A 13,336-nucleotide genomic window follows, 5' to 3' on the forward strand; every position below is an offset into this window, starting at 1 on the left:
ATGTTCTGCCGACTCGGCTCAGCGGGGGACGCGGACCAGCAGGCGGCCGTGGATGCACTCCATCCTCAGCTCCCGGCCGAGGCCGATCGAGTCGCCGTCGAGCTGGCGGGGGGTGTCGGACGCGGCGCGGACGTGGATGGTCGCGCCGGTCATCCGGTTGATCAGGTCGTCGGTGCGGGGCCGCTTCGCCAGCACCCGGAAGGCCAGCGGCACCCAGGACAGGAACCGCTTCGGGTGCAGCAGTACGACGTCGAGCTGGCCGTCGTCGATCGCCGCGTCGGGCAGCAGCGGCATGCCGGCCTGCAGCGAGCCGACGTTGCCGACGACGACGGTGCGGGCGCGGTGCTTCGTGAACGGCGCGCCGTCGACGGAGACCTCGACGCGGACGGCCGGGAACATCAGCGCCTTGAGACCCGAGAGCACGTAGGCGATCCAGCCGACGCGCTTCTTCAGGTCCTCGTTGACGCCCTCCATGATCGCGGCGTCGAAGCCCATGCCGGCCATGACCATGAAGTGGGTGTCCTCGAAGCCGTCGCCGCTGACCCGGACCAGGTCGATGGCGCGGTCCTGGCCGTGCAGGCCGATGTCGATGGCCGAGCGCAGGTAGAGCGGGAGGCCCAGGTTGCGGGCCAGCAGGTTGCCGGTGCCGGCGGGGATGATCCCAACGGGGATCCCGGTGCCGGCCAGCTCGGCGCAGACCTCGCGCACGGTGCCGTCGCCGCCGCAGACCAGCACCAGGTCGGCGCCGGAGACCGCGGCTGCCTCGGCCATCCCGGTGCCGGGGTCCTCGATGGTGGTGAGGTACCAGGCGGGCTCGCCCCAGCCCGCCTCGGTCGCCATGGTGGTGACGACGGCCTGGAAGGCACCGACATCCTCGACCTTGATCGGGTTGAGGATGACCGCCAGCTGCCTGGTGGAGGTGAACACCTCCGGGAGCGGCTCGATCTTCACCGCGATGCTCTTCGGCAGCGGGCTGTAGACGGCCAGGCCGAGCAGGACGGTCCCGGCTCCGAGCAGCACCCCGCCGACGACGTCGGAGGGGTAGTGCCGGCCCAACAGCACCCGGTCGAGGCAGACGAGGACGGTGGCCAGGGCGCCGAGGGCGTACACGACCCGGCGCACGCTCGAGCGGCGTACCAGCATCAGCACCAGCACGCACACCACGCCCGCCAGCGCGGCGGTCATCGCCGCGTGCCCCGAGGGGTACGACGGGGTGCCGTGCTCGTTGACGAGGACCTGCCAGGACGGACGGTCGCGGTCGAGGAGCAGCTTGGTCAGGTGGGTGAGGACGCGGGTCGCGACCAGTACGCCGACGGCGTACGCCGCCGCACGCCGGTGTCCCTTGACGAACAGGCCGACCCCGAGCGCGAGGGCCGCGACGAGCATGCCGATGTCGCCGAAGGCCTCCTCGACGCCGCGCAGCACGTGCCGCAGCCAGCCCACGTCGGTGGCCCAGGTGGTGGCCGGCCCGCCCCGGTCGTCGACGTCGACGAGCCACACCCAGCGCTGGTCCACGGCCACGGCGAGACCCGCGAAGGCGGCGTAGCACAGGACGGCCCAGCTCAGGAGGACGACTCGGGGACGATCCAGCACCGGGCAAGTATGACCACGCCGCCGTTACTCGCGTGAGTCGCCGCCGGGTGCCCCGATAGCCTTGCGACCATGATCGACCCCCGCATCCTCCGTGAAGACCCCGACCGCGTGCGCGCCGCCCAGGCCAAGCGCGGGCTGTCCGACGAGGTGGTCGACCGCGCCCTGTCCGCCGACACCGAGCGCCGCCGCGCGATCGGCGAGTACGAGGCCAAGCGGGCCGAGCAGAAGCAGCTCGGCAAGCTGATCCCGCAGGCCCAGGGCGAGGAGAAGCAGGCGCTGCTCGCGCAGACGAAGACGCTCGCCGCCGAGGTGAAGGCCGCCGAGGCCGCCCAGGTGGCCGCGGAGGAGGCGTGGAACGACGCGCTGCTCTCGATGCCCAACCTCGCCTCCGACGAGACCCCGACGGGCGGCGAGGACGACTTCGTCGTCCTGGAGACGGTCGGCACGCCTCGCGACTTCGCGGCGGAGGGCTTCGAGCCGCGCGACCACATCGAGCTCGGGAAGATCCTCGGCGCCATCGACATCGAGCGTGGCGCGAAGGTCTCGGGCAGCCGCTTCTACTTCCTCACCGGGGTCGGCGCGCAGCTGGAGCTCGCGCTGATCAACCTGGCGATGGAGCAGGCCCGCAACGCCGGCTTCACCCAGGTGATGGCCCCCGCCCTGGTCCGGCCGCGGGCCATGGACGGCACCGGCTTCCTCGGCCAGGCCGCCGACGACGTCTACAAGATCGAGGGCGACGACCTCTACCTGGTCGGCACGTCGGAGGTGCCGATGGCGGCGTACCACTCCGACGAGATCCTCGACGGCTCGTCGTTGCCGCTGCGCTACGCGGCGTTCAGCCCGTGCTTCCGCAAGGAGGCAGGCTCGCACGGCAAGGACACCAAGGGCATCATCCGGGTGCACTGGTTCGACAAGGTGGAGATGTTCGTCTACACGACCACCGAGGACTCCTACGCCGAGCACCAGCGGCTGCTCGACTGGGAGAAGGAGTTCCTCGACAAGCTGGAGTTGGCCTACCGCGTCATCGACGTCGCCGCCGGAGACCTCGGCCTGTCCGCGATCCGCAAGTTCGACTGCGAGGCGTGGATCCCGACCCAGGGCAAGTACCGCGAGCTCACCTCGACCTCGAACTGCACCGAGTTCCAGACCCGCCGCCTCGACACCCGCGGCCGCTTCGAGGGCGCCACCAAGCCGATCTCGACGCTCAACGGCACCCTGTGCGCGATGACCCGCACCATCGTGGCGATCCTGGAGACCCACCAGCAGGCTGACGGCTCGGTCCGCGTCCCCGAGGCGCTGCGGCCGCACCTGGGTGGGCTCGAGGTGCTGAAGCCGGTGGGCGCGTGACCGAGGCCTGGCAGCCACGTCTCGTCGCGCTCGACATCGACGGCACGCTGCTGAAGTGGATCGAGGGCGAGGGCGCGACCCGCGAGGAGATCTCGCCGGCGGTGTACGACGCCGTCCACCGGGCGCTCGACGCCGGTGCCCACATCGTGCTGGCCAGCGGCCGCTCCCCGCACGGGATGATCGGCATCGCCGACCTGCTCGACCTGCACGGCGAGGAGCGCGACCGGCTCTGGATCGTGGCCTCCAACGGCGCCGTGGTGCTGCGCTACCCGCCGTTCGAGGTCGTCCACGAGGAGACCTTCGACGCCGGCCCGGCGGTCAAGGCGATCCTCGAGCGGCACCCGAACGCCCTGGTGGCCGTCGAGGAGCGCGGCGTCGGCTACCGGGTCAGCTCGCACTTCCCCGACGGTGAGCTCTCCGGCGACATGATCGTCACCGACGTGGAGGAGCTCGTGGCCGGCCCGGTCAGCCGCGTGATCATCCGCGACCCCGAGTCCACCGCCGACGAGTTCGTCGCGCTCGCCGAGGACCTCGGTCTGCACGGCACCAACTACGTCGTCGGCTGGACCGCCTGGCTCGACCTCGCCCCGGTCGGCGTCTCCAAGGCGTCCGGGCTCGAGTACGTCTGCCGCGAGCTCGGTCTGGGCGCCGACGACGTCCTGGCCATCGGCGACGGGCGCAACGACATCGAGATGCTCCAGTGGGCGCACCGCGGCGTGGCCATGGGCCAGGCCATCCAGGTCGTCATCGACGTCGCCGACGATGTCACCGCGAGCGTCTTCGAGGACGGCGCGGCGATCGAGATCAACCAGTGGTTCTCCCCGCGGTAGTCACGACGGAGCGGCTGACGCTGCCGCTCTGGACGGCCGACGACGTGGCGGCGATGCGCGACGGCGTACGACGTCCCGGGTGGCACGCCGCCTTCCCCCGCCCCGACGACCGGGACGCGGCGACGCTGTGGCGTGACGGCGACTGCTGGTCGCCGCGCAGCATCGTGCGGGGTACGACGGTGCTCGGCTCGATCGGCTTCTTCGGCCCGCCGGAGGTCGCGGACGACGGGGTCGAGGAGACGGAGGTCGGCTACGGCCTGGTCGACGAGGCACACGGCTGGGGCTTCGCCACCGAGGCGCTGCGCGGGGTGCTGGTGCACACCGACGCCGCGGGCGTCCGGATCCGCGCCAGCGTCGCGCCCGAGAACAAGCCGAGCCTGCGGGTCCTCGCCAAGTGCGGCTTCACCCAGCTGCGCGGTGCCAACGAGGACGGCGAGCTCGTGATGGCCCGGCCGCTGTGACACCCCGCCTGGTCGCCACCGACCTCGACGGCACCCTGGTCCGCTCGGACGGGACCGTCTCGGACTACACCCGCGACGTGCTCCTCGAGCTCGACCGCCGCGACGTCCCGGTCGTCTTCGTGACCGGCCGGCCGCTGCGCTGGGCGGAGGAGGTCTTCGAGCACGTCGGCAGCCACGGCCTGGCGATCGTCTCCAACGGCGCGCTGGTCTGGGACGTCGCCCGGGAGCGGGTCGACCTGGAGCGCCCGATCGAGCCGGCGCTCGGCCTGGAGGTCTGCCGGGCGCTGCGCACGGCGGTCCCCGGGACGTCGTACGCCGTCGAGAGCCTGCAGGGCATCGGGCTGGAGCCGGGCTACCTGGAGCGCTACCCGATGCCGGACGGCACCCGGCGTGCGCCGGTCGAGGAGCTGTTCGACCGGCCGGCGCTGAAGCTGCTCGCCCGCCACGAGGAGCTGGCGCCCGAGGAGTTCTGGGATCTCGCCGAGGTCGCGACCGAGGGCCGGCTGGTGATCACCTGGTCCTCGACGACCTCGCTGCTGGAGATCAGCGCGCCCGACGTCACCAAGGCCTCCACGCTCTCGCTGCTGTGCGAGCGGCTCGGCGTGGCGGCCGAGGACGTGATCGCGTTCGGCGACATGCCGAACGACCTCCCGATGCTGACCTGGGCCGGGACGTCGTACGCCATGGCCGACGCGCACCGCTCGGTCACCGAGATCGCCGACCACGTGGCGCCGGGTCACGACGAGGACGGCGTGGCCCGGGTCCTGGCTGGTGTCTTCGACCTGTGACCTGGTTGCATGAGGGCGTGCCGATCCCGACGCTGCTCCGCCGCCTGCTCGTGATGGCGCTGCTCTCGAGCGCGCTCGTCTGGGTGGGGTCGTCGCCGGCGTCGGCCGCCTGCTCCTGCACCGCGGCCGCGATCCGGTCCGACACCGAGCGGCTGGCCCGCATCGCCAACCAGGTCTTCACCGGCACCGTGACGGCCTCGTCGGCCGCCCGCCGCACTGACGGTGTCGCGGGGGCGGTCCTCACCCACGACGTGTCGGTCGAGCTCGTCTACAAGGGCGACCTCCGCGAGGAGGCGGTCCAGGTGCAGACGTTCCGGGGCGCCGACTGCGACCTCGGCCGGCTCGACAACGGGACGCGCTACGCCTTCTTCGTCCAGTCCGCCGAGGAGACCCTGGTCGCCAACGGCTGCGGGGGCACCCAGCGGTCCCGCCCCAAGCTGACCGTCGAGCTGGAGACCCTCTTCGGCCCCGGCGAGCCCCCGCAGAGCGAGGCGCCCGCCGAGACCGCCGACATCCAGCCGGTCCCCGGGGTCGAGGACCCGATGACCTTCACCCGCGCGGCCGCTCCCGGCGCCGCGATGGTGCTCGTCGGGCTGCTCGGCCTGGTCGTCGTACGCCGCTGGGCGCGGCGGGGTTGACCTACAGGTACATCCCGCCGGAGTCGCCCGGCCGCGGACCCTGGTCGTCGGCGCCCGGCTGACCGGGCATGCCCGGCTGGTCGGGCAGCATGCCCTGCGGCAGGCCCTTGCGGATCTGCTCGAACTGGGCGCGCGCGGCCATCTGCTGCGCGTAGATCGCGGTCTGGATGCCGTGGAAGAGACCCTCGAGCCAGCCGACCAGCTGGGCCTGGGCGATGCGCAGCTCGCCCTCCGAGGGCGTGGTCTCCTCGCTGAAGGGCAGCGCGAGCCGGTTCAGCTCCTCGACCAGCTCGGGAGCCAGGCCCTCCTCCAGCTCGTGGATGGAGGCCTGGTGGATCTCCTTGAGCCGGTTGCGGCTGGCCTCGTCGAGCGGCGCGGCCTTCACCTCTTCGAGCAGCTGGCGGATCATGCTGCCGATCCGCATCACCTTCGCCGGCTGCTCGACCAGGTCGGTGACGGCGCGCTCGCCCTCGCCGTCCTGGCTGTCGTCGGCCTGCGTCAGCGCGGAGGCGGGTACGGCGCCCAGCGGCTGGCCGTCCGGCCCGATCACGACGACCTGCTGCTCCTGCGGCTCACTCATGGCCCCGACCCTACCGAGCGGGCGGTTCCCGTCAGAGGGTGAGCAGGATCTTGCCGGTGTGCGCGCCGGACTCCATCTGGGCGTGCGCCTCGGCGGCCTGCTCCAGGGGCATGGTGCCGTGCACGACCGGCTGGACGAGCCCCTCGGCCACCAGCGGCCAGACGTGCTCGACGACCGAGGCGCAGATGGCGGACTTCTCCGCAGTCGGCCGGGAGCGCAGGGTGGTGGCGATGACCGCCCCGCGCTTGCGCAGCAGGGCGTTGATGTCGAGCTCGGCCTTGGTGCCGCCCTGCATGCCGATGATGACGAGCCGGCCCTCGGTGGCGAGCGCGGAGACGTTGCGGCCGAGGTACTTGGCGCCCATGTTGTCGAGGATGACGTCGGCGCCGTGCCCGTCGGTGCGCTCCTTGACGACCTCGACGAAGTCCTCGTCGCGGTAGTTGATCGTCACGTCGGCGCCGAGGTCCGCGCAGAAGGCGAGCTTCTCCGCCGTACCCCCGGTCGTGAGGACGAACGCGCCGAGCCGGTGCGCGAGCTGGATCGCGAAGGTGCCGATGCCGCCGGCGCCACCGTGCACGAGCAGCCGCTCCTGCGGTTGCAGGCCCGCGACCATGAACACGTTGGACCACACGGTCGCCGCGACCTCGGGGAGCGCGGCCGCGGTGACCAGGTCGATCCCCTCCGGCACCGGCATCACCTGGCCGGCGGGGACGGCCACCAGCGAGGCGTACCCGCCCCCCGCGAGCAGCGCGCACACCTCGTCGCCGACCTGCCACTCGTCGACGCCCTCGCCGACGGCGGCGACCGTGCCGCTGCACTCCATGCCGATCACCTCGGACGCGCCCGGCGGCGGCGGGTAGAAGCCCTGGCGCTGCAGCAGGTCGGCGCGGTTCAGCCCCGCGGCCGCGACCGCGATGAGAACCTCGCCCGGACCGGCCTGGACATCGGGGAGCTCGGTGACCGACAGGACCTCGGGTCCGCCGGTCCCGTTCGCAACGACTGCACGCATGCGCCTCAGCCTACGGAGGCCGCCACTAGCGCTCGAAGCGCTCCCCGGTGTGGTCGACGCCGCTGTCGTCGGGGACCTCGTCGGTCACGTCGTCCGGATCCGGGGCGCCCGCGGGCCGCTCCCAGCCCTCCGCGAGGACCTGCGCCCGCGCGGCCAGGCTCTCGACCAGCGTGGGGTTCGCGCCCCGGGCGCCGGCCGCGAGGCCGAGGAGGTACGCCGTCACCGGCGCGGCCGGGCGCTCCACGGCGTGGGCCACCACCCGGGCGAGGTCGAGCACCAGGCCCTCGTCGATCTCGACCTCCGGGTCGAGGTCGAGGGCGTCGCTCAGCTCGTCGATCCAGTCGTGGAGGTTCACCAGGCCACATTCCCGCGCCCGGGCCGGACTCGCAAGACCTCACAGGTCGCGCAGGTCGAGCCAGGTGTCGACGTCGCGGTGCTCGTCCGCGGTGGCGGCGACGTCGGCGAGGTCGAGCGGGCCGAGCAGCCGGCGTACGGCCATGCCGTGCTGCCCTTCCAGGTCGGGACGTACGTCGTCCAGCCGTCCGGCGTCCAGCACCATCGCGAGCTGACGCCGTCCGTCCGGCCCGACGAGCACCGCCCCGTCCCGGCCGGCGGCCGCCTCGTGCAGGCGCCGGAAGGTCAGCGCCGTCACGCGCGGCATGTCCACCGCGAGCACCCCGACCGTCCGCGGGGTGCGCAGCAGCGCGTCGACCCCGGTCAGCAGCCCCGCCACGGGGCCGCCGTACCGCGGGCTCTCCCGGCAGAAGGTCACCGGCCGCTCGGTCGGCACCGGGTCTCCCACGACCACCACCTCGGCGGCGTCCACGAGCGCGTCGAGCGCGTGGGCGAGCAGGGTCCGGCCGTCCAGCTCGATCGAGGCCTTGTCGGCGCCGTCCAGGCGAGCGGCGGTGCCTCCCGCCAGCACGACGGCGCAGAAACCGAACGGCCCGAGGTCCTCCATGCCGGCCAGCGTGCCACGCTGGTCCCGTGCGCATCGCCCTGGTCCAGGAGCCCGCCGGCCTCGAGCCGGACGCCAACCGTGCCCGCCTGCTCGAGCTGACGCCGGACGGCGCGGACCTGGTCGTCTTCCCGGAGGCCTTCGCCCGCGACTTCGGGGCGCCCGGCTCCGACGTCGGCCCGTACGCCGAGGCGCCGGACGGCCCGTTCGCGACCGCGGTCGCCACGGCGGCCGCCGAGCACGCGACCACGGTGGTCGCGGGCATGTTCGAGGCCGGGCCGGATCCCGAGCGCCCGTACAACACCCTCGTGATGCGTGGCGCGGCCGCGGCCGACTACCGCAAGGTGCACCTGTACGACTCCTTCGGCTACCGCGAGTCCGACCGGCTCACCGCCGGCGCGGTCGAGCCGGTGGTGGCCGACGTGGCGGGCCTCCGGGTCGGGCTGATGACCTGCTACGACCTGCGCTTCCCGGAGCTGGCCCGGGCGCTGGTCGACGCCGGCGCCGAGGTGCTGGTCGTCCCGGCCGCCTGGGTCGCCGGCGAGCGGAAGGTCGACCACTGGCGGACCCTGGCTCGGGCACGCGCCATCGAGAACACCGTGTACGTCGCCGCCGCGGGCCAGCCCGGCCCGCGCTACAGCGGCCACTCGCTGGTCGTCGACCCGCTCGGCGACGTCCTCGCGGAGGCCGGGGACGGGGCGGAGATCCTGACGGCCGACCTGGACGCCGAGACGCTCGCCGCGGCCCGCCGTACCAATCCGTCGCTCGCGAACCGTCGTCTGTAACCTTCCTCGACGTGCCTTCCGCTCCTCCTCGTCGTCGCGCCGAGCGCCCGACCCGGGAGCGGCGACGCCGGACGAGGCCGCAGCCCGGTCCGGGCTCCGAGCCGCGACCGGCCCGGCTCACGCGGATCGCGGAGTCCCGGCTGCCGCTGACCGTCTGGGTGGCGGTCGTCCTCGCGGGCGTCGCGTGCCTGGTGGCCGCGATGGTCCCCGTCGGGCCGGAGCAGCTGGCCGGCATCGGCTCGGTCACGGTCACCGCGGCGCTCACCTGGGCGCTCGCGGCGCGGATGGGCGGCCGTCCGATCCTCTTCGGCACCCTGGCCCTGGCCTGCGGCATCGCCGTCCTGGTCATCGACGAGGAGTCGCTGCGCACCGGCGCCGCGGTGATGAGCTGCGTGATCAGCGGGGTGCTGGGGGTGGTCGCCACCGTGCCGGCGAAGCGCTTCCTCGACTCCGCGCGCGAGTGCCTGGTCGCCATCGGCATCGCCGCGATCGGCGCGCTCGCGACCGCCGGATTCGAGCCCACCATCGACCTGCTGCGGTTCGAGTACGTCACCCTGCTGCTGGTCCTCGCCGGGTGCTTCGGCGTGGTCTTCCGGCTCGGAGCGGGCTTCCACGGCCTCGGGCGGCGGGGCGTCGCGACCGTGCTGATCGGCGCCGTCGTCCTCGCCGTCACCCTCGCGTACGCCGAGCTGCTGCGCCGCTACGGAACCCCGGGGCTGGTCGACAACCTGCTCGACGGCGTGCGCTGGAGCCGGGAGAACCTCGGCGCCTTCCCGCGCCCGATCGAGACCGTGCTCGGCGTCCCGGCGCTCGTCTGGGGCACCCACATGCGCGCCCGGCGCCGCCAGGGCTGGTGGGTCTGCGCCTTCGGTGCCGCGGCGACCGCGCCGGTGGCGAACTCGCTGATGAACCCCGCGATCGCGCTGTCCGAGGTGGTCCTCTCCGTGACCTACGGCCTCGTCGTCGGCCTCGTGATCGGGTACGTCGTCGTCCGGGTCGACCTGCTCCTCACCGGCCCGCGCGGGCGCCGGGCCCGGCGCGCCGAGGAGGAGGCCGCGGGGCGGCCCGAGCCGTCGCGGACCAGCGCCCTGCTCTGAGGCCGCGGATCACGCCCTGATATGTACGTCGGTTCCGTCAAGGGGGCAGGGTGAGGCGCCCGTCGCGGAGGGTGTCCGTGGCGGGCGCCTCGTGCTTCGTCGGGTTGGGCTCGGTCAGCGTGTCATCGGCGACGCGTGGTCTGACTGATATGCGCGGGTTGGCTACCGCAGGACGGTGGTTCGGCTGGAACGGTTCCGCTTGTCTAGCAACGAGCGTGGCCCGCGGGACGGGCTGCTCATAGGGCGTTCGCGGGTTCGCTCCTCGCGCTGCCACCGAGCCGTTTCTCGACGAAGCAGCTCATGGGTCGACGAGCTACATGTCGTCGATGACTGCGAGTGACCAGCACCAGCCCGCCAACTCGCGGGCGATGGCGGTGGTGGCGATCTGGTGACGCTTCTTGCGTTCGATGAACTTGACCCAGCGCTGATGCAATCGCCGGTTTCCCTCGTCCCCACGGACCCGTGCCGCGGCCGGTGCCAGTGCCCAACGTTCGTGCATCGCCTTTGATGGGCGGTAGGCCGAGCGGTGGTGCCAGGAGGCCTCGACCAGTAACCGTCGGGCGTGGCCGTTGCCGGCCTTGGTGATCGGTCCCTGCACGCGAGTGGCGCCCGAGGAGTGCTCGGTCGGGACGAGGCCGACGAAGGAGCCGATCGATCGGCCGGTGAACCGGTGCCAGTCGCCGACCTCGACCGCGAGCGCGAACGCGGTTAGAAGGCCGATCCCGCGTAGGCACCCGAGCCGGCGCACGATGGGGGTGAACTCGGAGTCGGCAGCCATCTGCTCGATCAGCACGTCGAGCCGGTCACGACGTGCGAGCGTGGTCAACAGGGCGTCGTAGTCGTTGTCGAAGGTGACCCGGATCGACCGGCCGCCCGCCGCGGTCAGCCGGTCGAGGGCGTCGTGGCGCAGCCAGTGATCGTGAACGCCGGTCCAGGCCTTGCCGCCGTAGTAGACGATCCCGTAGCGCAGCAGCAGTTTCGACAACCGATGCCGAGCCCTCATCAGGTCACCGCGGGCGTCCTCACGTGCCCGGACCATGTCGCGCGCGGCTTCTTGGTCGATGCTCGGGATCGCGACCGGAGTGATCGCATCGAGCCGCAACAACCGCGCCAGGTGCAGTGCGTCCTTGGCATCGGTCTTGACCCGATCACCGGCTGGCTTCTGCAACTTCGACGGTGCCACCACTTCACAGCGAATCCCGGCCGCGCTCAGGTGCCGGTAAAGCCCAAAGCCAGTCGGACCGGCCTCATAGGCAACCGCCACCGGACCGGGCAGACGGCCGACCCACGAGCCGACATCGTCATAGGCCGGGGTCAATCTGGACCGGAACAACTCGCCCGTGACGCCATCGATCGCTGCGGCAACGACAGATCGGGCGTGCACGTCGAGACCAACACTCGTACGCTCGGTAAACACCGGGGCCTCCCACAATTGTCGGATAGGCCGAGCAGGCGGCCCCTGCTCGGTAACCCACGAATCTTGTGAGCGAGGCCCCGGCCCGCAACCACCCAGTCGCCCTGAGCGGTCACGTCATACCGTCTAGCCGCGCAGGTCCGCACGGGGCATGATCGACGCACCAGCGGGAGCACGCCCGACCCGGACCGCGAAGAGGGGCACCGTGAGCAGAGCCGTCCTGAACTCCATGACCGACGCCGAGCGGCTCCTCGTGGCCGAGACCGAGCGCGACGCCATCGCCGACCTCCCCGAGGACGACCTCCTCGACCTGCATAGCCGGGTCCGGCGAGCGCGGACCAAGTACGTCAAGAACTACCGTCAGGCGGCCAGCGCCAAGGTCGAGGCGGTGGGCGGGCGGGGCAAGGGCTTCGAGCAGAACTCCCGCGACCGGGACAAGGCCGAGGTCTTCGAGCTCGCCCTGGCGCGGGTCAGCCGCCAGGTGGCCGTGCGCGCCAACCAGGCCGCCGCCGAGCTCAAGGCCGAGCGGCTCGCCGCGGCCCGGGAGCGCTCGACCGGCCCGGACGTCGCGGCGACGCCGCAGGACGGCGTTCCCGCCGGGCGGGCGCGGCAGACCCGCAAGACGACGGGCGGGATCAAGAAGGACGCCTCGTCGAGGTCCGCCGGCGCTCGTCGGCAGGCCAAACGCGACGCGCGCTGAGCCCGGCCCCGGTTGCGGCGTACCTCGAAGTAACGACTAGGTTCGCGACATGGCCCGCGAACAGCTCACCGAGATCGTCGCCGAGATGGTCGCCAACGTCATGAGCGTCGCGGTCGACGCGGGGGACGCGGTCGCCGTCGGCGACACCGTGGCGCTCCTGGAGTCGATGAAGATGGAGATCCCGGTCCTCGCCGAGGTCGCCGGCTCCGTGCGCGCGGTCAAGGTCGCCCCCGGCGACGTCGTCCAGGAGGGCGACGTGCTGGTGGAGCTGCTCGTCAAGTAGCGGGCGGGGCCTGTCCGGAACCCGCAATTGCCCCGTTGGACGGGTTCGACCGGCCAGGGCCGGCACGCAGCCCGCAATTGCGGCCGTTGGACAGACCCGGCCGCCCAGAAACTGTCCGGAGGCTGCAATTGCGGCCGTGGGGCAGGCCGGACCAGCCTCATCCCGGCGCCGCCACCAGCTGCCACGGTACGGCGGGCAGCGGGCGGCCGTCCGGGCGTGGCTCGGGCAGCAGGCAGCCGGTGATCCACCGGCTCGAGGTGGACAGCACGACGCGGCCCTCGGCGTTGACGAGCACGGCGTCGTCGTCGCCCAGCCTGCCGAGGACCATCGACTCGAAGCGCGTGACGGGGACGTCCGCGCCCGCGACGCCGACGAAGCGCCCGGCGAGCTCGATCGGCATGGTGAAGGTGAGCATGTAGCCGTCGGTGCCGTGCACGTCGACGTACGGCCCGACCACGTGCCGGGCGCGGGTACGGCGGGGCACGGCGAACCAGTCCGCGGCCACGTAGTCGTAGAAGCCCAGGCTCTCGGGATGCAGGTCGACCTCCAGGGGCACGGGGTCGTCCGACCCGGGGACCCGCTGCCACCACTCGAGCCGGAGCGGGTGGCTGGCCAGCGTCCCGGGCTCGAGGATGACGCCGAGGCCGACGGCGACCTCGCCGGGAGCCCCGAGCAGGTCCACGAAGGCGGGACCGAGCGCGTCCACGTCGGCGTCGACGAGAGGACGGCCCGCGGCGACCTCGGTGAAGCGGGCCAGCGTGATGCGCCGTACCTCCTCGACGGTGGCGAAGATGCCCTCGATGGCCGCGCCGATCACGGTGGCGGGACCGCGGGTCTGCGGGATGGTCATCCG

Annotated in this window: 16 protein-coding genes; 9 read left to right on the forward strand and 7 right to left on the reverse strand. The window is 72.7% G+C overall.

Going from position 1 to position 13,336, the window contains the following annotated elements:
• Positions 1-18: 18 nt before the first annotated feature.
• Positions 19-1,593: a diacylglycerol kinase family protein gene (locus VMF51_RS06805; RefSeq protein ID WP_325473657.1), complete on the reverse strand. Its 1,575-nt coding sequence runs from the start codon at positions 1,591-1,593 to the stop codon at positions 19-21.
• Positions 1,594-1,662: 69 nt separating this feature from the next.
• Between VMF51_RS06805 and serS the strand changes: the two genes are divergently transcribed.
• Genes serS through VMF51_RS06830 form a run of 5 tightly spaced genes read left to right on the forward strand, consistent with a single transcriptional unit; the run spans position 1,663 to position 5,657 of the window.
• Positions 1,663-2,940, forward strand: a complete 1,278-nt coding sequence (gene serS / locus VMF51_RS06810) for a serine--tRNA ligase (RefSeq protein ID WP_325473658.1) — start codon at positions 1,663-1,665, stop codon at positions 2,938-2,940.
• Positions 2,937-3,770, forward strand: a complete 834-nt coding sequence (locus VMF51_RS06815; protein ID WP_325473659.1) for an HAD family hydrolase — start codon at positions 2,937-2,939, stop codon at positions 3,768-3,770. Before serS ends, VMF51_RS06815 begins: the two co-directional genes overlap by 4 nt.
• Positions 3,752-4,231, forward strand: a complete 480-nt coding sequence (locus VMF51_RS06820) for a GNAT family N-acetyltransferase (RefSeq protein WP_325473660.1) — start codon at positions 3,752-3,754, stop codon at positions 4,229-4,231. The genes VMF51_RS06815 and VMF51_RS06820 overlap by 19 nt, the downstream gene beginning before the upstream one ends.
• Positions 4,228-5,019, forward strand: a complete 792-nt coding sequence (locus tag VMF51_RS06825) for an HAD family hydrolase (RefSeq protein ID WP_325473661.1) — start codon at positions 4,228-4,230, stop codon at positions 5,017-5,019. Before VMF51_RS06820 ends, VMF51_RS06825 begins: the two co-directional genes overlap by 4 nt.
• 17 nt (positions 5,020-5,036) lie before the next feature.
• Positions 5,037-5,657 carry a hypothetical protein gene (locus VMF51_RS06830; RefSeq protein ID WP_325473662.1) on the forward strand — a complete coding sequence of 207 codons (621 nt, stop codon included), beginning with the start codon at positions 5,037-5,039 and terminating at the stop codon, positions 5,655-5,657.
• 1 nt (position 5,658) lies between these two features.
• Here VMF51_RS06830 and VMF51_RS06835 read toward each other — a convergent pair whose 3' ends face one another.
• From VMF51_RS06835 to mobA, 4 genes are read right to left on the reverse strand one after another with little or no spacing between them, the layout of a single operon-like run.
• Positions 5,659-6,237 carry a bacterial proteasome activator family protein gene (locus VMF51_RS06835; protein ID WP_325473663.1) on the reverse strand — a complete coding sequence of 193 codons (579 nt, stop codon included), beginning with the start codon at positions 6,235-6,237 and terminating at the stop codon, positions 5,659-5,661.
• 31 nt (positions 6,238-6,268) lie between these two features.
• The gene (locus VMF51_RS06840) at positions 6,269-7,246 is read right to left on the reverse strand and encodes an NAD(P)H-quinone oxidoreductase (RefSeq protein WP_325473664.1); all 978 of its coding nucleotides are present in this window, start codon (positions 7,244-7,246) and stop codon (positions 6,269-6,271) included.
• Positions 7,247-7,271: 25 nt separating this feature from the next.
• Entirely contained in the window at positions 7,272-7,601 is a 330-nt protein-coding gene (locus tag VMF51_RS06845) for a DUF6457 domain-containing protein (protein ID WP_325473665.1), read from the reverse strand.
• A gap of 39 nt (positions 7,602-7,640) precedes the next feature.
• Positions 7,641-8,207 (reverse strand): molybdenum cofactor guanylyltransferase, encoded by a 567-nt coding sequence (mobA, locus tag VMF51_RS06850; RefSeq protein WP_325473666.1) that lies wholly within the window; start codon positions 8,205-8,207, stop codon positions 7,641-7,643.
• A 26-nt stretch (positions 8,208-8,233) separates the two neighbouring features.
• Here mobA and VMF51_RS06855 point away from each other — a divergent pair, with 26 nt between their 5' ends.
• Both VMF51_RS06855 and VMF51_RS06860 read left to right on the forward strand, forming a co-directional pair.
• Positions 8,234-8,989 (forward strand): carbon-nitrogen hydrolase family protein, encoded by a 756-nt coding sequence (locus VMF51_RS06855; protein ID WP_325473667.1) that lies wholly within the window; start codon positions 8,234-8,236, stop codon positions 8,987-8,989.
• 11 nt (positions 8,990-9,000) lie between these two features.
• Positions 9,001-10,086, forward strand: coding sequence for a hypothetical protein (locus VMF51_RS06860; protein WP_325473668.1), 1,086 nt, complete (start codon positions 9,001-9,003; stop codon positions 10,084-10,086).
• 313 nt (positions 10,087-10,399) lie between these two features.
• On the opposite strand, the gene VMF51_RS06865 is transcribed toward VMF51_RS06860, so the two are convergent.
• On the reverse strand, positions 10,400-11,503 hold the full coding sequence (locus VMF51_RS06865) for an IS110 family transposase (protein WP_325473669.1): 1,104 nt from the start codon (positions 11,501-11,503) through the stop codon (positions 10,400-10,402).
• 202 nt (positions 11,504-11,705) lie between these two features.
• Between VMF51_RS06865 and VMF51_RS06870 the strand changes: the two genes are divergently transcribed.
• Together VMF51_RS06870 and VMF51_RS06875 are read left to right on the forward strand one after the other, a co-directional pair.
• On the forward strand, positions 11,706-12,200 hold the full coding sequence (locus tag VMF51_RS06870) for a hypothetical protein (RefSeq protein WP_325473670.1): 495 nt from the start codon (positions 11,706-11,708) through the stop codon (positions 12,198-12,200).
• 49 nt (positions 12,201-12,249) lie between these two features.
• Positions 12,250-12,483, forward strand: a complete 234-nt coding sequence (locus VMF51_RS06875; RefSeq protein WP_325473671.1) for a biotin/lipoyl-binding carrier protein — start codon at positions 12,250-12,252, stop codon at positions 12,481-12,483.
• 157 nt (positions 12,484-12,640) lie between these two features.
• On the opposite strand, the gene VMF51_RS06880 is transcribed toward VMF51_RS06875, so the two are convergent.
• Positions 12,641-13,333, reverse strand: a complete 693-nt coding sequence (locus VMF51_RS06880; RefSeq protein ID WP_325473672.1) for a cache domain-containing protein — start codon at positions 13,331-13,333, stop codon at positions 12,641-12,643.
• Between the last annotated feature and the right edge of the window lie 3 nt (positions 13,334-13,336).

This window comes from Nocardioides sp., assembly GCF_035503875.1.
GTDB lineage: Bacteria > Actinomycetota > Actinomycetes > Propionibacteriales > Nocardioidaceae > Nocardioides.